This is a genomic window from Hydrogenovibrio marinus, assembly GCF_013340845.1.
Lineage (GTDB): Bacteria > Pseudomonadota > Gammaproteobacteria > Thiomicrospirales > Thiomicrospiraceae > Hydrogenovibrio > Hydrogenovibrio marinus.
In genome coordinates this window covers 1715065-1737991 of sequence record NZ_AP020335.1, presented here as the reverse complement: position 1 = coordinate 1737991, position 22927 = coordinate 1715065, and the positions used below count along the sequence as shown (strand labels likewise).

Below are 22927 nucleotides of genomic sequence, written 5' to 3'. Positions count from 1 at the left end.
TTCATTTTTAAGAGGAAGAAGTATGCCGAATGCTCAAAACAAACAGGAAATGATTAACCAAGTTAAAAGTTGGAGCCTTTTTGTTGAGCGGACTTTAGCGCGATTTCCTGAGTGGATAGATCTAGTGGATTTTGAATCTTCTTATGGAGAAGGTGCTCTTGTCAGTAAGTTGCACCAAAGTCTTGTTACTTGTGAAGATTTGATTGAGTTGAATCAGCAGTTGAGACAACATCGCCTACAAGAAATGCTGCGTATTGCGATCAGGGATCTCGCAGGTTTGGCGTCGGTAGAAGAAACTTTGAGGGACTTGTCTTCCTTGGCTGACGGACTGGTCTCTGGCACTTTGGATTGGCACTATGAAGATGCTTGTAAGCGATATGGAACGCCTATCGGTCAGTTCTCTGGCGAACCTCAAAAGATGTTGGTTATCGGCATGGGAAAACTGGGTGGAAGAGAGTTGAATTTCTCATCAGATATTGACTTGATTTTTGCCTACCCGGAGAAAGGACAAGCCATTAATGAAAGAGGTAAAGAGACGTCAAATGACCAATTTTTTATCCGCCTAGGGCAGGCGTTGAATAAATCACTGACCGAATACACCGATTTAGGAATGGTCTATAGAGTTGATATGCGTCTTAGACCTTTTGGGGATTCCGGGCCTTTGGCGGTTAGCTTTAACGAGCTGGAAAACTATTACGAAATCCACGGGCGGGCGTGGGAGCGCTATGCTTTGGTTAAAGCAAGAATCATTGCAGGAGATCAGGCAAAAGGGAAAGAGTTGTTTGATATCCTGCGACCATTTGTTTTCCGTAAGTATGTTGATTTCACGGCAATAGAGTCGCTTAGAGAACTCAAAGCGATGATTAACGCCGAAGTTCAAAAGAAAGATAAGCAGCAAAATATCAAACTGGGGCGGGGCGGTATTCGAGAGGTCGAATTTATTGTGCAAGCTTTTCAGCTGGTGCACGGTGGAAAAAACTTAGATTTGCAGGGTAGAGAGCTTCTGCCCATGCTGAATCAACTGACTAACAACCAGTTTATCGACAGTGCTACTGCGCAGGGTCTGAAGCAGGCTTATCTGTTTTTACGCAAGGCGGAAAACCGTCTTCAAGAATGGAATGACCAGCAAACACATGATCTTCCTCAGGAGGAGTTACAGCAATTAGCCTTGGCTGAGGCCACGGGTTATACAACTTATGCTGAATTCATGAGTGCACTTGAAGAACAATTGAGTTTCGTTCAGCAGGAGTTTGATCTATTGTTTGCCGATCAGGATGTTGACGCTGAAGGGACAATGGGAGGTGTCAGTAGTCGTGATGATAATCAGCAATCTGATAACTCATCATTGGAAGAAAGTCTTACGCACATTTTAGAGCAGTTCAAAAAAGAGCGATCCTATATTCATGCAAGCAGCGAGTCCTTGCAACGTTTTCAGAAAGTCCTACCAAGAATTCTAAATGGCTTGAAGTTGGTTGATAATCCAAAAATTACCTTGGAAAGAGTGCTGAAAGTGGTGGAAAGCATTATGAAGCGCAGCGTCTACTTCGTGCTTTTGAAAGAGAACGTCGGGGTTATCGATAACCTATTGAAGCTTTGTTCTTTAAGCGAGTGGATGACGGAGATGTTGTCACGTTACCCAGCCTTGTTGGATCAATTGCTCGACCCAAGAGTACTTTATGAGCCATTAGAGTTGGAAGAGCTGAAAAAAGAGGCTTATCACCTGTTGGAACAGTCGCAAGATGATGAAGAAATGTTCATGAATCAAATGCGTCAGTGGCGTCATGAAAAAGTATTTCGTGTTGCAGCGGCCGATGTAACAGGGCAGGTGCCTGTGATGAAAGTCAGTGACTACCTGACGTGGATTGCCGAAGCTGCTGTAGAGGTTGTCACAGAGTATGCATGGCGACATATGCAAAAACGTAATGGTTTTCCTGGTGGTTATGACTCAACACAGGGTATGCCGTTTTTGATTTTGGGTTATGGTAAGCTCGGTGGTATTGAACTGGGTTATGGCTCGGATTTGGATATGGTCTTTCTCTATTATGGACTGAATTCGTCAGATAAGTCCGATGGAGAAAGAGGGTTGGAAAATAATGTCTACTTTATCCGCATGGGACAAAAGATTATTTCCATTATGACGACCATGATGCCTACCGGCACACTGTATGAAGTGGATACTCGTTTGCGACCAAACGGTGCAAGTGGTTTGTTGGTGACTTCATTTGAAAACTTCATGACTTATGAAGAATCGAAAGCTTGGGTTTGGGAGCATCAGGCATTGGTTCGTGTTCGACCCGTTGTCGGATCTCAACAGGCGAAACAAGAGTTCGAGGCATTCAAACGAGCATTTATTGCCAAGCCAAGAGATTTGGGTGAGCTCAAAAAAGAAGTGGTTGATATGCGTCAAAAGATGCAACAGTCGCTGGATAAATCATCAGATGAAACTTTTGATCTCAAGCAAGGTAGAGGGGGAATTGTTGATGTTGAGTTTATGGTGCAATACCTTGTGCTTGGTTTTGCCTGTCAACATGAAGAGCTAACGGTTTGGTCAGATAATGTTCGTCTTCTTGAAGCCGTAAGAACAGCCAAGGTGTTGGATGACGGTGATGTTCAATTGCTTGAAGATGCTTATCGAACTTACCGAAAAGCATATCATCGTCTTGCACTGCAAAATGTAAAAGCTATTGTTCCGGCTTCGGAGTTTCAGGATGAAAGAAAAGAAGTGACAAGAATATGGAACAGTTTAATGCTGGATGACTAAGTTTCGTAACATTTGAGAGATAAAAAAAAGCGCCTGTTAGGCGCTTTTTTTGTGAAGTAAAACTTCAGGCTTAATTTTTACTTTGCTTCTGCTGCTTCAGAGGTTTTTTCTGTTGCAGTATCCGTAGGATTTGAAGCTTCTGCGTCAGTATCAGAACCTGGAGCTGGCGAGTGAATCGATAAAGATTCTGCCCCTTCAGGTTTGCGGCGTCTGCCATTGTAGCTTCTTGTGCTATAACGGCTGCGGCGTCTTGGACGACGATCTGAAGATGAATCATCCTCGTTATCACTTGAGTCAAGTTCTGTAGTCAGGCTGTTTTCGTCCTGAGGTTGTTCTTCCGTGACCTTCTTCTGGTTACGGCGACCTCGTCTTGGAGCCGGTTTTTCATTTGCATTTTCTTCAGACGGTACGGCAGATTTCTTACCGCGAGTTTGCTCAGCACTAGATGTCGTATTTTGTTCTGTTGAACCGGTTTGAACATCTGAGTCTAAGCTTTCACTGTCTACTGCATTGTTTTGATTGTCGTTCTGACCTTCATTTTCTGATTTGCGACGGCGAGAACGGTTTCTGCCATTACGACGTCCATCTCTACGTTTTCCAGTAGACTGTTCTGCTTGCTCCGAAGTAGCGTCATTGTTGTCAGCAACTTCTAATGCTGGAGTTTCGGTATCAGAACGCTCAGAAGCTGTTGGGCGACGTCTGTTGTTACGATTACGGTTGTTGTTGCGATTTCTGCCATTCTCGTTGCGGTTGTTTTGACGACGCTTAGGCTTAGCAGTTTCTTCCTCTTTTTCTTCAGGAGCTGCAAACAATGCTTGCCATAAACGGCTGAATAATCCAGGCTTAGCTTCTTCAGCCTTTTGCGGTGGCGGAGGAGGTGCGCTTGGTTGCATGTTTTTAATAGCCGGCTCTTCTTTGATAATTCGAGGCGGCTCAATGATTTCATCCATATGCTGATGTGTAATCACTTCTTTGATCTTATAGCTGGAATCAGTTGAAACTTCTTCGCCGTGGCGAGTGCGTTCCATTTGGTAATGAGGTGTTTCCAGATGCTCATTCGGAATAATCAGAATGTGTAATTTATGGTGATCTTCGATATGTATAATCTGATGACGCTTCTCATTTAGCAAGAAGGTAGCTACATCCACAGGTAGTTGAACTGTGATGCGACGAGTGTTTTCTTTCATCGCCTCTTCTTCGATTAAACGAAGAATGGATAGTGCTAAAGATTCAACACCACGGATAACCCCAACACCTTTACAGCGAGGACAGACCATTTGAGTTGATTCTTCAATTGATGGACGTAGACGCTGGCGAGACATTTCAAGTAAGCCAAAGCGAGAGATTTTGCCAATCTGAACACGAGCACGGTCAGATTTAACGGCTTCGCGCATTTTGTTTTCAATGTCACGTTGGTGACGGCTTGAGTGCATGTCGATGAAGTCGATAACAACCAGACCACCAATGTCTCTTAGGCGTAGTTGGCGAGCAATCTCACAAGCGGCTTCCAAGTTCGTGTGGTATGCCGTTTCTTCAATGTCACCACCTTTGGTAGAGCGGCTTGAGTTGATATCGATAGAGGTCATCGCTTCTGTGATATCAATAACGATTTCACCGCCGGAAGGTAGCTTCACTTCTCGCATATAAGCTGATTCAATTTGTGATTCAACTTGGAAACGAGTAAATAGCGGAATACTGTCTTGATAAGGTTTTACTTTGTAAACCTGATGCGGCATGACGTGTTGGATAAAATCACGAGCTTTATGGAAAGTGTCCATGTCGTCGATAATGATTTCACCGATGTCTTGGCGCAAATAATCACGAATTGCCAAAATGACGATGTCTGACTCTTGATGAATCAAGAAGGGCGCAGATTTTTCTTTAGAAGCATTTTGGATGGCGTCCCAAAGCTGGACAAGATAGTTGATGCCCCATTGCAACTCTTCAGTGGATTTTCCAACACCTGCCGTACGAATGATTAATCCCATTCCATCTGGAATGTCGATGTCTCGAAGTGCATCACGAGTGTCTGAACGGTCATCTCCCTCAATGCGGCGTGAAATCCCACCAGCTTTCGGGTTGTTCGGCATCATGACAACGTATGGGCCAGCAAGCGTGATTTGGGTAGAAAGGGCTGCGCCTTTATTACCACGTTCTTCTTTTTGGACCTGAACGATAATCTCTTGACCTTCTTTAAGAACGTCTTTGATGGTCAGTTTGTCGCCGGAGTAGTTTTCTGGATAATATTCTTCTGCGACTTCTTTGAAAGGAAGAAAGCCATGTCTTTCGGAACCATAGTCGACGAAAGCAGCTTCTAAGCTAGGTTCGATTCGAGTAATTGTGCCTTTGTAGATATTGGCTTTTTTCTTTTGATGGTGAGGGGTTTCAACGTCTAAATCATAGAGTTTCTGCCCATCGACTAATGCAATGCGAACCTCTTCGGGTTGCGTCGCGTTAATCAGCATTCTTTTCATGCGATTCTCTTTTATTATGTTAAAGAGAAACGAATCAAAACATGTCAAAAATGAAAAACGGAAAATGAGTAGGCTTCTTTGCGGAGCTATTGGCAGTTTGAGCGCTTCATAACCCTATGCATGTTCAGCACGGGTGAGCCTCAATGAATCTTTTACTTCTTAATTTCTTTTCAAACGTTACAACACAGTGTCTGCTGTGAGGGGCAAGTAAAAGTCTCTCGCGTTGTTTTCGAGCTTTTATTTTTGTGCCATAAAAGCTCTTAGCCAAACCGGATGTTTCGTCAGTAAATCTTGAAAGAAACATCTGTTTTTATTTTGTTACTCGGTATTTTCACTCAATGTGAGAAAATCATCCCGTATGGTTATAGTATCGTCTTACGTTCATCGCTTGTTGGCGGTTGCAATCTATAACTTCTTCTATTTTTTGTCTGTTTGCCTGTTTCTCGTGGTACTTAAAATTGTTTTAAAACCGGAGCTTTAAAACTGTTAAAAAATTCTGTAATTACTTAGATTTACAACATAATTCTATATTACGTTAGATTTCTAAGTTCGCGCTAAATATATCACTCATTTTTCAGTGATGCAATGCATCTATCGTTATTATCTTGTAAACTAGCGCAAATTCTGTTTTTAAGAGAAAAAACATGCCTGTAAAGTTTATTACTGCAACCTCGGAAGATGCGGGTCAAAGAATTGATAACTTTCTGATGCGGCAGTATCGCGATGTTCCAAAAACACTTATTTACCGCATTATTAGAAAGGGTGAAGTCCGTGTTAATAAGGGGAGGGTCAAGCAAACCACTCGTATTCAAGAAGGGGATTTGATTCGTATTCCACCAATTAAGACTGCAGAAAAAATGGAAGTCAAAATTCCTGCATCGCAATTGGAGCGCATTGAACAGTCTATCTTGTACGAAGATGCAGATTTGATGGTGATTAACAAACCTTCCGGTGTGGCTGTGCATGGCGGTAGTGGTGTGCAATTCGGTTTGATTGAAGTGGTGCGTGAGTTAAGACCTTTGGCAAAGCGTGTAGAGTTGGTTCATCGCTTGGATCGGGAAACATCCGGTTGTATTCTTTTGGCCAAAAAAGCTTCTATTTTAAAAGCGCTTCACGAGCAGATTCGTGAAGACAAAATGGTGAAAGAGTATTTGGCATTGTTGTCCGCGCATTGGCCAAAAGGAAAGCAAAAAATTGATCTACCCTTGTTGAAGAATACACTGCAGTCGGGTGAAAGAATGGTGGTGGTTGATCCGTCAGGCAAACCATCAATCAGCTATTTTAAGGTTGAGCAACATTTTAAGGAAGTTGACCTGGTTAGGGTGCGTTTAAAAACGGGGCGGACACATCAAATACGTGTGCATGCGCAATCTCAAGGTTGCCCAATCGTTGGGGATGACAAATATGGAGACAAGCAAGTTAATAAGAGTTTTTCGAAGCTTGGTATGAAACGTTTGGCTCTGCATGCGCAGTTTTTGTCATTTAAGCATCCTGGAAAAGGGGATGAGGGTTTGATGAAAGTGGAGGCCCCGCTTCATCAAGATTTTCAGTCTATTATTGAATATTTATCATCAAACGATGTTGATGCGGTATCAATCATCTGAATGAAAGGTTTTGAATGAATAAGAAAAAGTATCAATGTGTCATTTTTGATTGGGATGGAACGTTAATGGATTCTGAGGCGAGAATTGTCGCTTCGATTCAATATGCGGCAAAGCATTCGGGTTACCCGGTTTTATCTTATGACGAATCTAAACGTATTATAGGTTTGAGTTTGGATAAGGCTATCTATACGCTTTATCCGGATGCAGATGAGTCGGGAATCGAGATGATGGCACAAGGTTATACCGAATACTTCTTGAATCATGCAAACGTTGATATGAGACCCTTTGAAGGTGCTGAAGCCCTTTTGTCGATGTTGAAGCAATCCGGTGTGAAGGTGGCGATTGCGACAGGTAAAAGTCGAAGAGGCTTGAATCAGGTTTTGGCTGAAGTCGGATTTGAAGGTTATTTTGATATGACCAGAACACCAGTTGAGGCAGAGTCAAAGCCGAGTCCTTTAATGTTGCAACAAATTATTGATGAGTTTGGTTTGTCAGCAAATGATGCTGTCATGGTGGGTGATACGGAGTTTGATATGCAGATGGCAAAAAATATTAATATGGATGTCATTGCATTAAGTCATGGTGTTCATGACTTGGAGGTGTTGATGACTTATGAGCCAGTATCTTATTTTGATGATTTATTTACCATGTCGGACTGGCTTAAGCATCGTATTATCCCTTATTCTGATTAAGTTTTTAGGTAGGGGAGTTGAATGCCACTGGCTTTGAGGTGGGTGGTGAGTTGAATCAGCGGTAAACCAATCAATGCGTTGGGGTCAGATGATTCGATTTTTTCAAACAGGGTAATGCCGAGTCCTTCGGATTTAAAACTACCTGCACATTCAAATGGCTGTTCCAGCATCAAATAGTTGTGTATATCGTTATCAGTTAGCTTCCTGAAAAAGACCTTGGTGGTATCCAGTGACTGATAAGTTTTTTGGTGAACTTGATCAATTACCACTAACCCAGTTAAAAAATCTATGGATTGACCGCTAAATCCTTTTAGTTGGCTGAATGCATTCTCATAATTATGGGGCTTGCCGATTGGTTTTTCTTTAAAAACGGCACTTTGATCTGAGGCAATAATGATGGCATTTTGCACTGTGCTTGCTACTTCATTCGCTTTTGCCAAAGAAAGGCGGTTGACCATTTCTTCAACCGACTCCTGTGCGAGTGGGGTTTCATCAATGTCCGGTTTTGCCGTTGTAAAAGGCAAGCCGAGTTTCTCAAGTAATTGTTTGCGAAAAATCGAAGTGGACGCAAGGATGATGGATGGTAGTTCGGATAGTGGTTGCATGCTCATGGTGTTATGGCTGTTTAGTTGTTGTTTTAATTGAAATTTAACGCAAATTCGCAATTAAAAAAATATGTGATATTAATTTTGACTTTGCGATTCAATAAGAGTATGATTCGCGCCATGTTTGACAAGCTTCCAGATTTGATTGATCCGATTTACTCTGCACAACATCATAAACGATTTGTTGCTAGAGTCAATCAGGGGAAACTTCCCCGCTTGGCAGAGCATTTGGTAGAGGCCAATCATGATGTTGTTGTGGATGTTCAGTTTTATAAGCATCCGGAGCATAAGATGATTGCGTTTGATATGCATCTTGAAACGGTTTTGAACTTAAGATGTCAGCGCTCATTAGAGGCGTTTGACTATCCTGTTAAATCCGATGTTACGGGTGTTTTTGTAGAGTCACTGTCGCTTGCCGATGACCTGCCAAATGATATTGAAGTGTATGAGCTTCCTGAAGACAAGTTATCGTTGATCGAATTGATTGAAGATGAAGTGATATTAAATGTGCCATTGTCACCTATTGATGAGACAAGGGAAATGGCATATGAGAACCCTCCGGAAATCCAAGATGAGATTTCCGAAGAAACGGAACCCAAAGAGAATCCGTTTGCAGTTTTGAAAAGTTTGCAGAAAGATTCGGATTAGATTGATTTTAGGAGAACTATAATGGCTGTTCAGCAAAATCGTAAAACCCCTTCAAGACGTGGAATGCGTCGTTCTCATGATTCTTTGAGCGCGCCAACGTTGACTGTTGATCAAACAACAGGTGAAATTCATCGTCGTCACCATGTGACTGCTGATGGTTACTACAAAGGTAAAAAAGTTATTCAAGACAAATAATTGTCTTTAACGTCTTAAGACCCTGCTTTCAGCAGGGTCTCCTTTCCAATTTCTTCCTGTTTTAAATTGTCTTAACGTGTTTAGGAACCTATCTTGAGTATTTCAATTGCAGTAGATGCGATGGGTGGCGATCATGGTGTATCAGTAACCGTACCCGCTTCTTTAAAAGCCCTATCCAAATTTTCAGATATCTCTATTGTGCTAGTGGGTCAGCAAGCGCTGATTGAAAAAGAACTGGCCAAGCATCAATATGATGCAAGTCGTATCAAAGTCCATCATGCTGAGCAAGTTGTTGAGATGGATGAGTTGCCATCTAAAGCACTAAGAAATAAGCGTCAATCGTCAATGCGTTTGGCTCTAAATCTTGTCAAAGATGACGAGGCAAACGCTTGTGTAAGTGCCGGAAATACTGGTGCTTTGATGGCGGTTTCTAAGTTTGTACTAAAGACTTTGCCGGGGATTGATCGTCCTGCTATTTGTACCTCAATGCCTACCATGAAGGGACATGTTCATGTTTTAGACTTGGGGGCTAACGTTGGTGCGGATGGTGAGAGTTTGGCGCAATTTGCCATTATGGGCTCTGTTTTGGCAAAAGCGGTCGATAACAACGCTAACCCACGAGTTGGTTTGTTGAATATAGGTGAGGAAGAGATTAAAGGCCATCAGCGTATCAAAGATGCGAATGAAATCCTTAAGAATAGTAAAATCAATTATATCGGCTATGTGGAAGGTGATGAAATCTATAAGGGGGATGTTGATATTGTCTCCTGTGATGGTTTTGATGGGAATGTTGCATTGAAAGCCAGTGAAGGGGTTGCCAAAATGATCTCCTTCTACTTGAAAGAAGCATTCAATAAAAATCTGCTCACTAAGTTGGTCGCTCTAATTTCTTACCCTGTACTTAAAGCTTTTAAAGAAAAAGTCGATCCAAGACGTTATAATGGGGCATCATTTTTGGGGTTGCGCAAGATTGTCATTAAAAGTCATGGCGGTGCGGATGCGTTTTCTTTTTATCATGCCATAGCTGAAGCTCGGCTTGAAGTAATTAAGAATGTTCCAGATTTGATTGCCCATGAAGTGAAAGCACTTCTGGATACGCAGTCGGTTGTGGAAAAAGCTTCTCAAGCCAATACGGAGCAACAGGCGTAAATTATAATAATTCAGCGGGCTAAAAAGCCAAAGCAGGTATCAATGAGTCAAAGAATCTATAGTCGTATTATTGGAACGGGGGGCTACCTTCCTGAAAAAGTAATGACGAATGCAGATTTGGAGAAGATCGTTGATACCAGTGATGAGTGGATTAGAGAGCGCACAGGAATTGAACAAAGACGCATTGCTGCCGATGGTCAAACAACTTGCGATTTAGCCTATGAAGCTTCTATTCAGGCATTGGAAATGGCAGGTGTTCAAGCTTCTGATCTTGACTTGATCATTGTCGCAACCACAACCCCAGATAAAATCTTTCCTAGCACCGCAACGCTACTTCAGCAACGTTTAAACAATCATGGTGCGCCGGCATTTGATATCCAGGCAGTTTGTACTGGGTTCGTTTATGCATTAAGCGTTGCAGATCAGTTCATGCAAACCGGCATGTCTAAAAAAGCATTGGTAGTCGGTGCTGAAACCTTATCTCGTATCACTAACTGGGAAGACCGTAATACCTGTGTGTTGTTTGGAGATGGCGCTGGTGCAGTTGTGCTTGAAGCCTCCAGTGAGCCAGGCATTCTTTCTACTCATATTTATGCTGACGGTCAATATGAAGAGTTGCTTCATGTCCCATCTGGGCCTTCTAAGAAGCCTGTTACGGACGATATTTCCGAGCGCACGATGCATATGAAGGGTAATGAAGTCTTTAAGATTGCAGTCAATACTTTAAGTAGCATTGCTAAAGAGACTTTAGAAGCCAATAATATTTCAAAAGCCGATTTGGATTGGTTGGTTCCGCATCAAGCGAACCTACGCATCATTAAAGCAACAGCGAAAAAGCTAAATCTGAGTGATGACCAAACGGTGATTACAGTCAACAAACATGCAAATACCTCAGGTGCTTCCATTCCGCTTGCATTAAACGAAGCGGTCAGAGATGGAAGGATTCAACGTGGGCAAACACTTTTGTTAGAAGCGTTTGGCGGTGGGTTTACCTGGGGCTCTGCACTAATCAAGTATTAATATCCCAAATATAATTCGCGCGAAACTAATTTAACGTTTAAAGGTTCAATTCATTATGTCATATGCATTTGTGTTTCCTGGACAAGGATCCCAATCGATTGGAATGATGGCTGATATGGCTGCTCACTACCCAATTGTTAAGTCAACATTTGAGGAAGCGTCAGATGCGCTTGGTTATGACTTGTGGCAAGTAACGCAAGATGGTCCGGAAGAAAAGTTGAATCAGACGGATGTTACTCAGCCAGCTATGTTGACGGCAGGGATTGCGACTTATCGTGTATTAGAAGCAGTCAAAAACGTTGCACCGGCTTATATGGCGGGGCACTCTTTGGGTGAATATACGGCTTTGGTAGCCGCGGGAGTGTTAGATATTGCTCAGGGCGTAAAGCTGGTTGAAACTCGTGGTCGCCTGATGCAGGCTGCAGTGCCTGCCGGTGAAGGTGCGATGGCAGCTATATTGGGCTTGGAAGACCAGCAGATTATTGATATCTGCGCCAAAGTTGATGGAGTGGTTGAAGCAGTTAACTTTAATTCTCCAGGTCAAGTGGTGATTGCAGGTGCTAAGGCCGCTGTTGATACTGCTTTGCCTCTTTTTGAAGAAGCTGGGGCAAAGCGTGTTGTTCCATTGGCGGTTAGTGTGCCTTCTCATTGTTCTTTGATGAAGCCCGCCGCAGATGCGTTGAGTGAAACCTTGGCGGCAATGGAATTTAACGCGCCATCGGTTCCTGTTATTCACAATGCTAGTGTCCAGTCTTTTTCAGATGCTGCAGCTATTAAGCAAGCATTGGTTGAGCAGTTGTATCGTCCGGTTCAGTGGGTTAAAACTGTGGAGGTGATGAAAGCCAATGGTGTTGAAAAGCTATTCGAATTAGGGCCAGGCAAAGTTTTGATGGGGTTGAATCGTCGTATTGATAAGGGCATGGGAATCATGGCTGTTTACGATGCGGATTCAGTTGCCAAAGCATTGGAAGCGCTGTAACAAGACGTTTAATTTTTAAGAGAATAGATAAAATTAAAAAATTTGATTCATTTCAATTTCAATACATTAAAATTGCGATATCAAATTTGAACTGAGGAAAGGGTATGTTAACTGGAAAGATTGCTTTTGTAACGGGTGCAAGCAGAGGGATTGGAAAAGCCATTGCATTGGACTTAGCAGCAAATGGTGCAACTGTTATCGGAACAGCAACTTCTGAATCTGGTGCAAACGCTATTTCGGAATATCTGAAAGAGGCGGGTGCAGCGGGTGCAGGTATGTGTTTGAACGTTACTCAACCGGAAATGATTAATTCGGTTTTGACTGAAGTAGCCGAGAAGTTCGGTGTCCCAACCATTTTGGTGAATAATGCGGGGATCACAAGAGACAACTTGTTGATGCGCATGAAAGATGAAGAGTGGGATGATATTATCCAAACAAACCTGAACTCAGTTTATCGTATGTCTAAAGCGTGTCTTCGTGGCATGATGAAGGCAAAAGGTGGTGCTATCATCAACATCGCCTCTGTTGTCGGTGTGATGGGGAATGCAGGACAAACCAACTATGCAGCTGCGAAAGCTGGGATTATCGGCTTCAGCAAATCTCTCGCACGAGAAGTTGGTTCTAAAAATATTACAGTTAATACGATTGCGCCAGGGTTTATCGATACAGATATGACTCGAGCTTTGTCAGAAGAGCAACGTGAATCTTTAACTCAACAAATTCCTTTGAAACGTTTAGGCTCACCAGAAGATATCGCTAAATCAGTAACTTTCCTAGCGTCTGAAGGTGGAAGTTATATTACCGGCCAAACATTAAATGTGAATGGCGGTATGTACATGATTTAATTAGCCTTTGATTTTTCTCGTTTTTTCAAAATAGATGCAATAAAAAGCTTGAAAATTGAGAGGGTTAAGGCGAAAATGACCGCATTTAATTTAACTTAAACAAAAACCGGAGAATATTCCATGAGCAGTATTGAAGAGCGCGTAAAGAAAATCGTTGTTGAACAACTAGGTGTTGAAGAAGATCAAGTTACTCCTGATGCTTCTTTCATCGATGATTTGGGCGCAGACTCTCTAGACACAGTTGAGTTAGTAATGGCTCTTGAAGAAGAGTTTGATTGCGAAATTCCTGACGAAGAAGCAGAGAAAATTGCTACTTTGGCACAAGCTACAGCTTACATCGAAGCTAACCTAGACTAAGTAATAGCTTTTCTATTCAAAAAAGGCCGTTTTTACGGCTTTTTTTGTTTTTATGAAGCTAATTTGAACATAAGGATAATACATTAGATGCGCAGAGTCGTGATTACAGGTGTTGGTTGTGTAACACCAATGGGAAATAATACTGCGGATTCATGGGCTGCTGTTCTAGCAGGAAAAAGCGGAATTGACTATCTAAAATCATTCAATACTGAAGGGTTTGCGGTTACGTTCGGTGGTGAAGTAAAAGACTTTGATGTCACGCAGGTTATTTCAGCCAAAGATGCTAAAAAAATGGATCCTTTTATCCATTACGGCATGGTAGCCGGAACAGAAGCACTAAAAGACTCTGGTTTAGAAGTTACCGAAGAAAATGCTCATAGAATTGGTGTTTCTATCGGTTCTGGTATTGGTGGTATCGGGTCTATTGAAAAACAACATGAGACCCTGTCTGCTTCTGGTCCGCGTCGTGTATCTCCATTCTTTGTACCTAGCGCAATCGTAAACATGGTTTCCGGTAACTTTTCGATCATGCACGGTTTGAAAGGACCAAATATGGCTATCGCGACTGCGTGTGCTACAGGAACGCATTCTATTGGCGATTCTTTCCGTATGATTCAAATGGGGGATGCAGACGTTATGCTAGCAGGTGGTGCCGAGCATGCTGCAACCCCTTTAGGGCTTGCAGGATTTGCAGCGGCTAAAGCGCTTTCAACTCGAAACGATGATCCTAAAACGGCGAGTCGTCCTTGGGATAAAGACCGTGATGGCTTTGTACTGAGCGATGGTGCTGGTGTTGTGGTGCTTGAAGAGTATGAGCATGCCAAAGCTCGTGGTGCAAAAATCTACTGTGAAGTCATTGGTTTCGGTATGAGTGGTGACGCCTATCACATGACAAAACCGGCAGAAGGTGGAGCAGGCGGTGCGCGCGCCATTCAAAACGCTATCAACAACGCTAAGCTAAACCCTGAGCAAGTGGATTACATCAATGCGCATGGTACATCCACACCAGCGGGTGACGTTTGTGAAGTTGGAGCGGTTAAGTCTGTATTTGGGCAACACGCTTATAACCTGGCAATGAGCTCGACTAAATCTGTGACTGGTCATGCGCTAGGGGCGGCAGGTGCGATGGAAGCTGTTTTTGTTGCTAAGGCAATCGAAGAACAAGTCTTGCCTCCTACCATGAACTTAGAGAACCCTGATGAAGGTTGTGATTTGGACTTTGTTGCTGGGGAAGCTAGACAATCCAAGCTTAACTATGCGGTTTCAAATTCTCTAGGTTTTGGTGGAACCAACGCAACGCTGGTCTTTGCCAAAATCTAGGATTGGCTTTGATGGCGGTCGGGTCGGCAAATGAGTCGGCATCAAACACGACAACGGACAGCAACACTCTTGTAGAAAAGCTGTTCGTTGGAGAGTTTGATTTATTAAAACTTCATCAGCTTGATCCGATTGCGTTCCCATTTTTACTTGAAAGCGTCGCACAATCGCAGCATGTGCAAGGCATTGCATCAAACGTTGATGCTTCAAATGATTCCGCACGATTCGATATTCTTTTTGCATTTCCACAAAAAACCACACACTTAAACAGTGAGCACGAAGCAGAGCAATTTGTACAGAGCTTTGAGCGTGATTTTGCATCGCAATCTGTGAGTTTGACGAACCACTTTTTACCTTTTACGGGTGGCTGGTTTGCCTACTTTAGTTACGACTACGCACAAGTTGTTGAACCTACTTTGAAACTACCTGTTCAGCAGACCTCAAGTTTGCCATTGGCGACTGTTGTTAGAGTGCCGTCCGCTTTTGTTTTCGACAAGGCTGACAAAGCACTTTATATGGTTACTGAAGCGGGGTTTGAACAGCACTTTACGGCTATGAAAGAAGCTTTTGAGCAATGCAAAGCTAAAGAGCTATCACTCACGTCATTCCACATAGTTTCTCAGTCTGAAGAACCTGAAAATAAGTATCTGGACGGCATTGCAGATATTAAAGAATACATTCTGTCGGGTGATATCTTTCAGGTCAATTTATCTCGACAATGGGATGTTGAGCTTTCCAACGACGATGCTGTTGCGGTTTACGCTTCACTAAGAAAGAACAATCCGGCGCCTTTTGCGGCATTGGTTGATTTTGGTGATTGGCAAGTAATTAGTTCGTCGCCTGAGCGCCTTGTCCGTTATCGAGCGCCTTGGGTTGAGACGCGCCCGATTGCCGGCACCCGAAAACGCAGTGATGATGTGGAGCAGGACCGTGCTTTGATTGAAGAGCTACGTGAGCACCCCAAAGAAATCGCTGAGCACATTATGCTGATTGACTTGGAACGAAATGACCTGGGTAGAATTTGTCAGCCAGGCACCGTAGAAGTCAATGAGTTGATGGTGATAGAAACTTATGAACATGTGCATCATATCGTTTCCAATGTGCGAGGTCATTTGAAGTCGGGTATTTCTCCTTTGGAGGTGATTCACGCCACCTTCCCAGGGGGGACGATTACGGGCTGTCCAAAAGTTCGTTGTATGGAAATCATCGGTGAGCTTGAGCAAATGCCTCGTTTGGCCTATACCGGTTCTTTGGGCTATATCAACCGAGATGGAAGCTTGGACTTCAATATTTTGATACGTACCATGCTAAAGCAAGGCTCCAACATACAATTTCGCGCTGGAGCGGGGATTGTGGCAGACTCGATTGCCGAGCGGGAGCTGATGGAATCACGGCATAAAGCGAAAGGATTGATTCGTGCATTGGAAGCTGGAGCAAGCCTATGACTATTTGGCACAAGGGCGCTCCACTTCAGGACAATCAACTTTGCTTCGAGCAAGAAATGTTAGATAGAGGTTTGCAATATGGCGATGGCTTTTTCACTACTTTGTTGTTGCAGCAGGGAAGGGTCGTTAATTGGCCAGCACACTTACAGCGTATTAAGCACAGTGCAGAACGGTTAAAGTTTCACAACTTTAGGCTTGAAAGTTTGGTTGAGGATTTTTCCCGTTTCGTGCAAAGCCTTGAGGGCGAATCGGCTGAGAAGATTGCGGTTAAAATTTTGGTAACACGAGGTTTTGGCGGCAAGGGTTATCAGCCACCGCCGAATGAGGAGCAACAGGCTAATTGGTTATTTCAATCCATGCCGTTTCCTCAGGCTGGTGGTGTGGCTTTATCGTATTTTGAAAAAGAGGCTTCCCCCCCAACCTGGCAGATTTTTCCTCAATGTGTAACGACCAGCGATGTTTGTTTTGCGCAACAGTCGTTGTTGGCGGGCTTAAAGCATTTGAACCGTTTGGAGAATGTGCTGGCGCGTCAGGCTCTGATCGGCACATCATTTGACGAAGCGATTATGTGTGATACGACCGGCAATTGTGTCTCAGGAACACAATCCAATTTACTTTGGCTCAAAGGCGACATTGTATTTACGCCAGACTTATCGCAAAGTGGGGTGAGTGGTACAACGTTGCCTGTGGTTTTGGAGTTGGCAGAGCGTTTAGGTTACGAAGTTGAAGTTGGTCGGTTTGACTTGCTTGAAGTGGCACAGGCAGATGAGATTTTTTTCTGCAATGCACTACGCGGTGTGATGCCGGTAACAGCGTGGCAGAATGGCGAGAAATTGCTTCAATTCTCTACTGAAAAAACAGCCAAACTCGCCTATCATTGGTTAAGTTGGATAAACGACAATCAAACGAGCTATTTGGACTTGGCAAACGATTTATAGATTATGAAGAAAAGCGTTTTTTTACTTAAAGTCATTGCGATCTGTTTTTTGGTGATTTGGCTATCTGTCGAGGGTTGGGCGCTAAAGCAATTTTTGACCTCGCCAATCTCTTCACTGTCCCAAGCAAAGGTTATTGATATTCCTAAGGGAGCATCCAGTAAGGCTGTTGCGCAACTTCTGTACAGTGAACGATTGGTTCGTCATCCATCATGGTTGCGCTGGTATTTCAGACTGACAGGCAATGCTCATAAGATTCAAACCGGAGAGTTCGAAATTCATCCAAGTTGGACTGTTCGACAACTGGTTGATGAGCTGACAAAAGGTAAGAATGTCGCTTACCCCATGACGTTTATCGCCGGAGAAACCTTTGCGCAATCCATTGAAAAATTGTCGAGCATGCCGAAAATGCAACATACTGATTTAACGATGGCAACCTTGCAAGCAGCATTAGGCGTTAAAGCTTCATTAGAAGGTATGATCTTGCCGGAAACCTACTTTTATGTCGCTGGTGACACGGATTTGTCGGTTTTAAAACGTGCGCACGAAGATTTGCAGACCATTCTGGATAAAGAATGGCAGCAACGTTCTGCTGGTTTGCCTTTTAAAACGCCTTATCAAGCATTGATTCTGGCATCGATTGTTGAAAAGGAAACAGGCTTTGCACCGGAAAGACCGAAGATTGCAGCGGTGTTTATCAATCGTTTGAAAAAACGTATGCGTTTGCAGTCAGATCCAACCATTATTTATGGGATGGGAGCGCGTTACGATGGTGACATCCGCAAGAAGGATTTGTTAACGAAAACCCCTTATAATACTTATCGCATTAATGGATTGCCGCCTACGCCAATCGCGCTGGCGAGTGCAGATGCCATTCGAGCAGTTTTCCATCCTGCACAAACGAAGGCACTGTATTTTGTGGCGAACGGAGATGGACAGCATCGTTTTTCAAATACTTTGGCGGAACACAACCGTGCCGTGAGAGAATATTTGATAAAAGAAAAAGAAGTCGCTAAGTCGACTGGTTCTAAATAAGTAACCCCCAACCTGGTAGATTTTTAATAAATACCAGGTTGGGGTGATTAAAGGTCATAGTTCACTGAATGAAAAACAAATATCCTGGGAAATTCATCACACTTGAAGGTACGGAAGGTGCAGGCAAGTCTACGAATCTGAAATTCATCGAATCCTGGCTGGCTGAGCAGGGGATTGATGTTGTCGTGACGCGTGAGCCGGGTGGGACGCCAATTAGTGAAGCGGTTAGGGAAATTCTACTCGATAAACGTTATGGTGAAATGACGCCCGAAACTGAGTTGTTGTTGATGTTTGCCGCTCGAAACCAGCACCTTCAGGAAAAAATTATTCCCGCGTTGGAAGCCGGTAAGTGGGTGGTTTCGGATCGTTTTACGGATGCATCTTACGCTTATCAAGGTGCGGCGAGAGGGTTGCCTTATGGGCGAATTCTTGAGATTGAGCAATGGGTTCAGCAGGGCTTTTTCCCTAACCTGACCTTTGTCTTTGATTTGTCGATAGAAGAAGGTATGAAGCGTGTTAAAGCGCGCGGTGAAGCAGACCGTTTCGAAGAAGAACAACAAGACTTTTTTGAGAAGGTTCGATCAGCCTATTTGAATCGAGCCAAGCAAGCGCCACAGCGCTATGAAGTGATTGATGCGGGTCAACCTTTGGTTCGAGTGCAAGAACAGGTTGAACAAAAATTAAAGCAGTTATGTTTGGCAGCGGGTAAAAAGGTCGTTGCATAATTGACCATCGTTAATGATCGTCATATAAATTGTCATATAAGCAACTGTATGGCGGGATAGGAGTTTACGTGTACCCTTGGTTACAACCGGTTTGGCAAGAGTGGCTGGCGCAAACAACGCAATCGCAGTCGGATAGTCAGGATTATGGCATTGGACACGCTTACCTTCTAGCCGGAACGCAAGGTATCGGTATTAGCGATTTTGCTCGCCATTTGTCGCAAGGACTACTGTGCCAACAGCCAAATCGACCATCCATGTTGGAACCCTGTGGCCAATGTACGCAGTGCCATCAATTCTCTCAGCAAACTCATCCTGATTTTTTTCGGGTCAGCGTCCCTGAAGATAAGAAAGAAATTTCCGTCGACCAGATTCGTCAACTGACGGATAAGATTTTCAGCACCTCACATCAAGGCGGCTATAAAGTGGCTTTGATTGAATCGGTGGAGCACTTGAATCGTTCCGCATTTAATGCACTATTGAAAACATTGGAAGAGCCGCCGGCCAGAACCGTTTTGCTGCTGACAACCTATCATGTGGGGCGTTTGCCAGCGACTATCGTTAGCCGTTGTCGTCAGATACGTTTTTCAACACCGAGTTTCGAGCAAGCTTATGAATGGTTGGCGCAAAGTCTGCCACAAGCGGATGATGCTTTGCTGAAAAAGGCACTTAAAATCAATTGGGGCACGCCTCTTAATGCGAAGCAATGGGTTGAGAGTAAGGGCTTTGAACTGGAAGCGGAATGGCAGTCAGACATGAAAGCCATCAGAAATGGCAAGCTTGCTGTTTCTCAAGTGGTTGAGAAGTGGCTGAAATTCGAGCAACCTGAACAGGTCTTTGACTGGTTCTATCTATGGACGGTGAATGCAATCCGTTCGGCAAGTTATAATAATGCTTTGCCTTTTAATCCCAATTGGGTCGTATTTCAGAAATGGGTATTGCAAGCCAAGCAAACATGGCATCACAATGCTAATAAAGAGCTGTTGTTGGAAAGTCTTTGTTTGGCTTGGTTGTCGCATCAGCAACCCGATTTCAATGCAAGTCAGCCACTGTTTTCAGTGATGAAAGGCGATTTGATTCGTGGTGACTGGGTTTAATCTCATTTAAACCGAGTTTGCCATTACCTTAGACTGAAGTACTCAAGCACTTCAGTTAAAATAGTACCAAGCTAATTTCCCTAAAACTGTCGATACTTTTTTGACAAGTAACTTTATAGAAAACACCATTTTATTATGATTATTGATTCTCATTGCCACCTGAATATTTTGCCGGAAGACAAGGTTGGCAACCTTGACCAAGTTATCAAAACCGCCCATGAACTGGGCGTTGATAAAATGCTTTGCATAGCGATCCATCCCGATCAGTGGCAAGACTTGTTGAATATAGCTGACCGATATGAAGAAGTTTATGTTGCGATTGGCATTCACCCGTGTGAAGAGAAGGACGTAATAGTCAGCGATGAAGCGTTGGTGGCTGCGGCCAGTCACCCGAAGGTGATTGCGATTGGTGAGGTTGGATTAGATTATTATCATTTTGATGCCGAGCAGGAAGATATGTCTTGGCAGCAAGATCGCTTTAGACAGATGATTCGACTTGCCAAGAAACTGTCCAAACCACTCATTATCCACACGCGTAATTCCACGCCGGATTGTTTGCGAATTCTTGAAGAAGAAGGCGCGAATGAAGTGGGCGGTATCATGCATTGTTTTGTTGAAGATATAGAAACGGCAAAACAAGCGATGGCGCTTGGATTCTATATTTCCTTTTCCGGGATTGTGACTTTCAAGAATGCTGTAGAACTGAAAGAGGTTGCCAAAGTGGTTCCGGCAGACCGAATTCTTGCCGAGACAGATTCGCCATATCTTGCACCAGTACCTTATAGAGGCAAAGCCAATCAGCCTGGGTACACGCGCTATGTCGTCGAAGAGCTGGCGAAATTGCGTGGTGTGACCTTTGAAGAGATGGCACAACAAACCACCGATAACTTTAATCGGCTATTCAAGCTATGATGCAAGATTCTCAACAAGCACCATCAAACCAAGCGATTTCTGGTGAATACAGCTGGAAGCGTATTTTCGAGCTAGTGGTTGCGCACAAGCCTAACCTGATTAAAGCTCATATTATTGCGTTGCTTGCCATGCTGGTGACGGTCCCTTTGCCATTACTGCTACCACTTTTGGTTGATGAAGTGTTACTGCATAAACCTGGCTTTATCGTTAATACGCTAAACACAATGATTCCTGAGGCCTGGCAGACGGCAATAGGCTATATTGCGATTGTTTCTGTAGTCACTATTCTGCTGCGTTTTTTTGGCGTGGTTTTCGGGGTTTGGCAAATGCAGCAATTTACGGTGATTGCCAAGGACGTGACCTACAAAATCCGTCGTGATCTGTTGGCAAGGGTGCAAGGTGTTGCCATGACGCAATATGAAACCATGGGGAGTGGTAGTGTCACTGCAACCATGGTGAATGACGTTAATACCATTGATACTTTTTTAGGGACAACTGTTGGCAAGCTGATTATCGCGATTTTTTCGTTGGTAGGTGTAACGCTGGTACTGCTTTGGTTAAATTGGCAGTTGGCCTTGTTCATCCTATTCTTGAACCCGTTGGTGGTGTACTTCACCATGAGAATGGGGCGCCATGTTAAGCGACTGAAGAAAAGCGAGAACAATGCGGTCGATGCCTTTCAGCAAGCATTATCTGAAACTTTGGATGCTTTGCAGCAAGTTAGGGCGGCCAATCAGGATCGTCCGTTTTTTGATCGGATTCGTGGCAAAGCTTTAGAGCTGAAAACCTATTCCGAAGCCTTTACTTGGCGTTCTGATGCGGCGAGCCGAGTGTCGTTTTTGATTTTCTTGGTCGGCTTTGATGTCTTCCGAGGTGTCAGCATGTTGATGGTATTGTTTTCCGGTTTGACCATCGGTGAGATGATGGCGGTGTTCGGTTATCTATGGTTTATGATGGGGCCAGTTCAGGAGATTTTAGCCATTCAATACAGCTACAGCGCTGGTAGTGGTGCATTGCAGCGCATCAATAACGTGTTGGATCTAAAGCAAGAACCTGTCTACACGCTATCGGGCAAAAATCCGTTTGATGCCGAGCAAGTATCGGTTGAAGTTAAGAATGTGTTCTTTACTTATCCAGGGAAACAGAACCCGGTATTGCATAACCTGTCATTCAAAATTATGCCGGGTGAGAAATTGGCATTTGTTGGTGCCAGCGGTGGCGGTAAAACAACTCTGGTGCAATTACTGTTAGGATTCTATCAACAGGATTCTGGGCAAATTTGTTATAACGGCATTCCATTGGAAGAGATAGGACAAGATTTGGTCAGAGAGCAGGTGGCGACGGTGTTGCAACATCCGGTGCTGTTCCATCATACCGTGCGTTTCAACTTGTCTCTGGGAAGAGACTTGTCGGATGAGCAATTATGGAAGGCATTAGAACAAGCGCAATTGAAAGAAACGATTGCAACGCTGGAAGACCAGCTAGATTCTGTTGTGGGACGTAACGGCATTAAACTGTCTGGAGGACAAAGGCAGCGTCTGGCGATTGCGCGCATGATTTTGCAAGATCCTAAAGTAGTGATTATGGACGAAGCCACATCTGCCCTTGATATGGAAACGGAAAGAAAACTGTATGAAGATTTAGCGCCTTTCTTACAAGGGCGCACCACGTTGATTGTTGCCCATCGATTAAGTTCTATCAAGCAGGCAGATCGAATCCTGGTATTTGAAGATGGTCACATCATCGAATCGGGAAGTCATGAAGATTTGGTGGTGGCCGGAGGCACCTACCAGAGGCTTTATCGATAAAAAATCCGGCCTTAATCATTTCAATTTGAATGATTAGGGCCGACTCTAAGTGCTTGGGAGGTTAACTTTTTATGGGTTATTTCAAGTGATCGGACAACTGCGATGTTTCCGAAATGTAGGATGCAAAGGCATTCAGTGTTTTTTTGGAACGCCGTTGGTTGTAATGCTTAAGCCCTTGGGTTAGAAAACCGAGAGCGATTGCGACCAGTGCGACCGTTACAAAAGTGAGCATAAATGACATAATGTTCACCTCTTTCATTTGTGAGCTGGAGATTTCATTCTAGCGAAAAATTTCTCGAACAAAATGAAAGTTAAATCAAACTTTCT

General features: G+C 43.6%; 21 protein-coding genes. 18 read left to right on the top strand and 3 right to left on the bottom strand.

Annotated features, from left to right (window positions below):
- Nucleotides 1–22: 22 nt before the first annotated feature.
- Nucleotides 23–2761 (top strand): bifunctional [glutamate--ammonia ligase]-adenylyl-L-tyrosine phosphorylase/[glutamate--ammonia-ligase] adenylyltransferase, encoded by a 2739-nt coding sequence (gene glnE / locus HVMH_RS08310; protein ID WP_029909901.1) that lies wholly within the window; start codon nt 23–25, stop codon nt 2759–2761.
- A 77-nt stretch (nt 2762–2838) separates the two neighbouring features.
- Here glnE and HVMH_RS08305 read toward each other — a convergent pair whose 3' ends face one another.
- Nucleotides 2839–5235: an Rne/Rng family ribonuclease gene (locus tag HVMH_RS08305; protein ID WP_035628864.1), complete on the bottom strand. Its 2397-nt coding sequence runs from the start codon at nt 5233–5235 to the stop codon at nt 2839–2841.
- Nucleotides 5236–5879: 644 nt separating this feature from the next.
- Between HVMH_RS08305 and rluC the strand changes: the two genes are divergently transcribed.
- A complete protein-coding gene (gene rluC / locus HVMH_RS08300; RefSeq protein ID WP_029909897.1) occupies nt 5880–6839 on the top strand; it encodes a 23S rRNA pseudouridine(955/2504/2580) synthase RluC in 960 nt (319 codons plus the stop codon).
- Between the two features lie 14 nt (nt 6840–6853).
- Entirely contained in the window at nt 6854–7531 is a 678-nt protein-coding gene (locus tag HVMH_RS08295; protein WP_029909892.1) for an HAD family hydrolase, read from the top strand.
- On the opposite strand, the gene HVMH_RS08290 is transcribed toward HVMH_RS08295, so the two are convergent.
- A complete protein-coding gene (locus HVMH_RS08290) occupies nt 7528–8142 on the bottom strand; it encodes a Maf family protein (RefSeq protein ID WP_332102807.1) in 615 nt (204 codons plus the stop codon). The genes HVMH_RS08295 and HVMH_RS08290 overlap by 4 nt on opposite strands.
- Nucleotides 8143–8256: 114 nt before the next feature.
- Here HVMH_RS08290 and HVMH_RS08285 point away from each other — a divergent pair, with 114 nt between their 5' ends.
- The 15 genes from HVMH_RS08285 (at nt 8257) to HVMH_RS08215 (ending at nt 22600) form a co-directional block, all read left to right on the top strand.
- Entirely contained in the window at nt 8257–8784 is a 528-nt protein-coding gene (locus HVMH_RS08285; protein ID WP_029909886.1) for a YceD family protein, read from the top strand.
- A 21-nt stretch (nt 8785–8805) separates the two neighbouring features.
- Nucleotides 8806–8979: a 50S ribosomal protein L32 gene (rpmF, locus tag HVMH_RS08280; protein WP_029909883.1), complete on the top strand. Its 174-nt coding sequence runs from the start codon at nt 8806–8808 to the stop codon at nt 8977–8979.
- 93 nt (nt 8980–9072) lie between these two features.
- Nucleotides 9073–10128, top strand: coding sequence for a phosphate acyltransferase PlsX (plsX, locus tag HVMH_RS08275; protein WP_029909881.1), 1056 nt, complete (start codon nt 9073–9075; stop codon nt 10126–10128).
- 42 nt (nt 10129–10170) lie between these two features.
- A complete protein-coding gene (locus tag HVMH_RS08270; protein WP_029909878.1) occupies nt 10171–11148 on the top strand; it encodes a beta-ketoacyl-ACP synthase III in 978 nt (325 codons plus the stop codon).
- A 55-nt stretch (nt 11149–11203) separates the two neighbouring features.
- Complete coding sequence (gene fabD / locus HVMH_RS08265; RefSeq protein WP_081822705.1) at nt 11204–12127, top strand: ACP S-malonyltransferase; 924 nt, start codon at nt 11204–11206, stop codon at nt 12125–12127.
- A 104-nt stretch (nt 12128–12231) separates the two neighbouring features.
- Nucleotides 12232–12972, top strand: coding sequence for a 3-oxoacyl-ACP reductase FabG (gene fabG, locus HVMH_RS08260; protein WP_029909874.1), 741 nt, complete (start codon nt 12232–12234; stop codon nt 12970–12972).
- Between the two features lie 120 nt (nt 12973–13092).
- Nucleotides 13093–13329, top strand: a complete 237-nt coding sequence (gene acpP / locus HVMH_RS08255; protein ID WP_029909872.1) for an acyl carrier protein — start codon at nt 13093–13095, stop codon at nt 13327–13329.
- An 87-nt stretch (nt 13330–13416) separates the two neighbouring features.
- On the top strand, nt 13417–14649 hold the full coding sequence (gene fabF / locus HVMH_RS08250) for a beta-ketoacyl-ACP synthase II (protein WP_029909868.1): 1233 nt from the start codon (nt 13417–13419) through the stop codon (nt 14647–14649).
- A gap of 11 nt (nt 14650–14660) precedes the next feature.
- The gene (locus HVMH_RS08245) at nt 14661–16091 is read left to right on the top strand and encodes an aminodeoxychorismate synthase component I (protein ID WP_081822704.1); all 1431 of its coding nucleotides are present in this window, start codon (nt 14661–14663) and stop codon (nt 16089–16091) included.
- Nucleotides 16088–17029 carry an aminodeoxychorismate lyase gene (gene pabC, locus HVMH_RS08240; protein ID WP_051623005.1) on the top strand — a complete coding sequence of 314 codons (942 nt, stop codon included), beginning with the start codon at nt 16088–16090 and terminating at the stop codon, nt 17027–17029. The genes HVMH_RS08245 and pabC overlap by 4 nt, the downstream gene beginning before the upstream one ends.
- Nucleotides 17030–17032: 3 nt before the next feature.
- Complete coding sequence (gene mltG / locus HVMH_RS08235; protein ID WP_035628862.1) at nt 17033–18061, top strand: endolytic transglycosylase MltG; 1029 nt, start codon at nt 17033–17035, stop codon at nt 18059–18061.
- Nucleotides 18062–18129: 68 nt separating this feature from the next.
- Entirely contained in the window at nt 18130–18786 is a 657-nt protein-coding gene (gene tmk, locus HVMH_RS08230) for a dTMP kinase (protein WP_029909856.1), read from the top strand.
- A gap of 68 nt (nt 18787–18854) precedes the next feature.
- Nucleotides 18855–19880 (top strand): DNA polymerase III subunit delta', encoded by a 1026-nt coding sequence (holB, locus tag HVMH_RS08225; RefSeq protein WP_232087750.1) that lies wholly within the window; start codon nt 18855–18857, stop codon nt 19878–19880.
- Between the two features lie 135 nt (nt 19881–20015).
- The gene (locus HVMH_RS08220; protein ID WP_029909849.1) at nt 20016–20792 is read left to right on the top strand and encodes a TatD family hydrolase; all 777 of its coding nucleotides are present in this window, start codon (nt 20016–20018) and stop codon (nt 20790–20792) included.
- Nucleotides 20789–22600 carry an ABC transporter ATP-binding protein gene (locus HVMH_RS08215; protein ID WP_155837663.1) on the top strand — a complete coding sequence of 604 codons (1812 nt, stop codon included), beginning with the start codon at nt 20789–20791 and terminating at the stop codon, nt 22598–22600. Before HVMH_RS08220 ends, HVMH_RS08215 begins: the two co-directional genes overlap by 4 nt.
- A 76-nt stretch (nt 22601–22676) precedes the next feature.
- Here the strand turns inward: HVMH_RS08215 and HVMH_RS08210 are convergent, their stop codons facing one another.
- Entirely contained in the window at nt 22677–22841 is a 165-nt protein-coding gene (locus HVMH_RS08210; RefSeq protein ID WP_155837662.1) for a hypothetical protein, read from the bottom strand.
- Nucleotides 22842–22927: the final 86 nt, after the last annotated feature.

Excerpts from the sequence above, each read along its gene's own strand:
- glnE (WP_029909901.1), top strand. The coding sequence starts at position 23 with ATGCCGAATGCTCAAAACAAACAGGAAATGATTAACCAAGTTAAAAGT.
- HVMH_RS08305 (WP_035628864.1), bottom strand. The coding sequence starts at position 5,235 with ATGAAAAGAATGCTGATTAACGCGACGCAACCCGAAGAGGTTCGCATT.
- rluC (WP_029909897.1), top strand. The coding sequence starts at position 5,880 with ATGCCTGTAAAGTTTATTACTGCAACCTCGGAAGATGCGGGTCAAAGA.
- HVMH_RS08295 (WP_029909892.1), top strand. The coding sequence starts at position 6,854 with ATGAATAAGAAAAAGTATCAATGTGTCATTTTTGATTGGGATGGAACG.
- HVMH_RS08290 (WP_332102807.1), bottom strand. The coding sequence starts at position 8,142 with ATGAGCATGCAACCACTATCCGAACTACCATCCATCATCCTTGCGTCC.
- HVMH_RS08285 (WP_029909886.1), top strand. The coding sequence starts at position 8,257 with ATGTTTGACAAGCTTCCAGATTTGATTGATCCGATTTACTCTGCACAA.
- rpmF (WP_029909883.1), top strand. The coding sequence starts at position 8,806 with ATGGCTGTTCAGCAAAATCGTAAAACCCCTTCAAGACGTGGAATGCGT.
- HVMH_RS08270 (WP_029909878.1), top strand. The coding sequence starts at position 10,171 with ATGAGTCAAAGAATCTATAGTCGTATTATTGGAACGGGGGGCTACCTT.
- fabD (WP_081822705.1), top strand. The coding sequence starts at position 11,204 with ATGTCATATGCATTTGTGTTTCCTGGACAAGGATCCCAATCGATTGGA.
- fabG (WP_029909874.1), top strand. The coding sequence starts at position 12,232 with ATGTTAACTGGAAAGATTGCTTTTGTAACGGGTGCAAGCAGAGGGATT.
- acpP (WP_029909872.1), top strand. The coding sequence starts at position 13,093 with ATGAGCAGTATTGAAGAGCGCGTAAAGAAAATCGTTGTTGAACAACTA.
- fabF (WP_029909868.1), top strand. The coding sequence starts at position 13,417 with ATGCGCAGAGTCGTGATTACAGGTGTTGGTTGTGTAACACCAATGGGA.
- HVMH_RS08245 (WP_081822704.1), top strand. The coding sequence starts at position 14,661 with ATGGCGGTCGGGTCGGCAAATGAGTCGGCATCAAACACGACAACGGAC.
- pabC (WP_051623005.1), top strand. The coding sequence starts at position 16,088 with ATGACTATTTGGCACAAGGGCGCTCCACTTCAGGACAATCAACTTTGC.
- mltG (WP_035628862.1), top strand. The coding sequence starts at position 17,033 with ATGAAGAAAAGCGTTTTTTTACTTAAAGTCATTGCGATCTGTTTTTTG.
- tmk (WP_029909856.1), top strand. The coding sequence starts at position 18,130 with ATGAAAAACAAATATCCTGGGAAATTCATCACACTTGAAGGTACGGAA.
- HVMH_RS08220 (WP_029909849.1), top strand. The coding sequence starts at position 20,016 with ATGATTATTGATTCTCATTGCCACCTGAATATTTTGCCGGAAGACAAG.
- HVMH_RS08215 (WP_155837663.1), top strand. The coding sequence starts at position 20,789 with ATGATGCAAGATTCTCAACAAGCACCATCAAACCAAGCGATTTCTGGT.
- HVMH_RS08210 (WP_155837662.1), bottom strand. The coding sequence starts at position 22,841 with ATGTCATTTATGCTCACTTTTGTAACGGTCGCACTGGTCGCAATCGCT.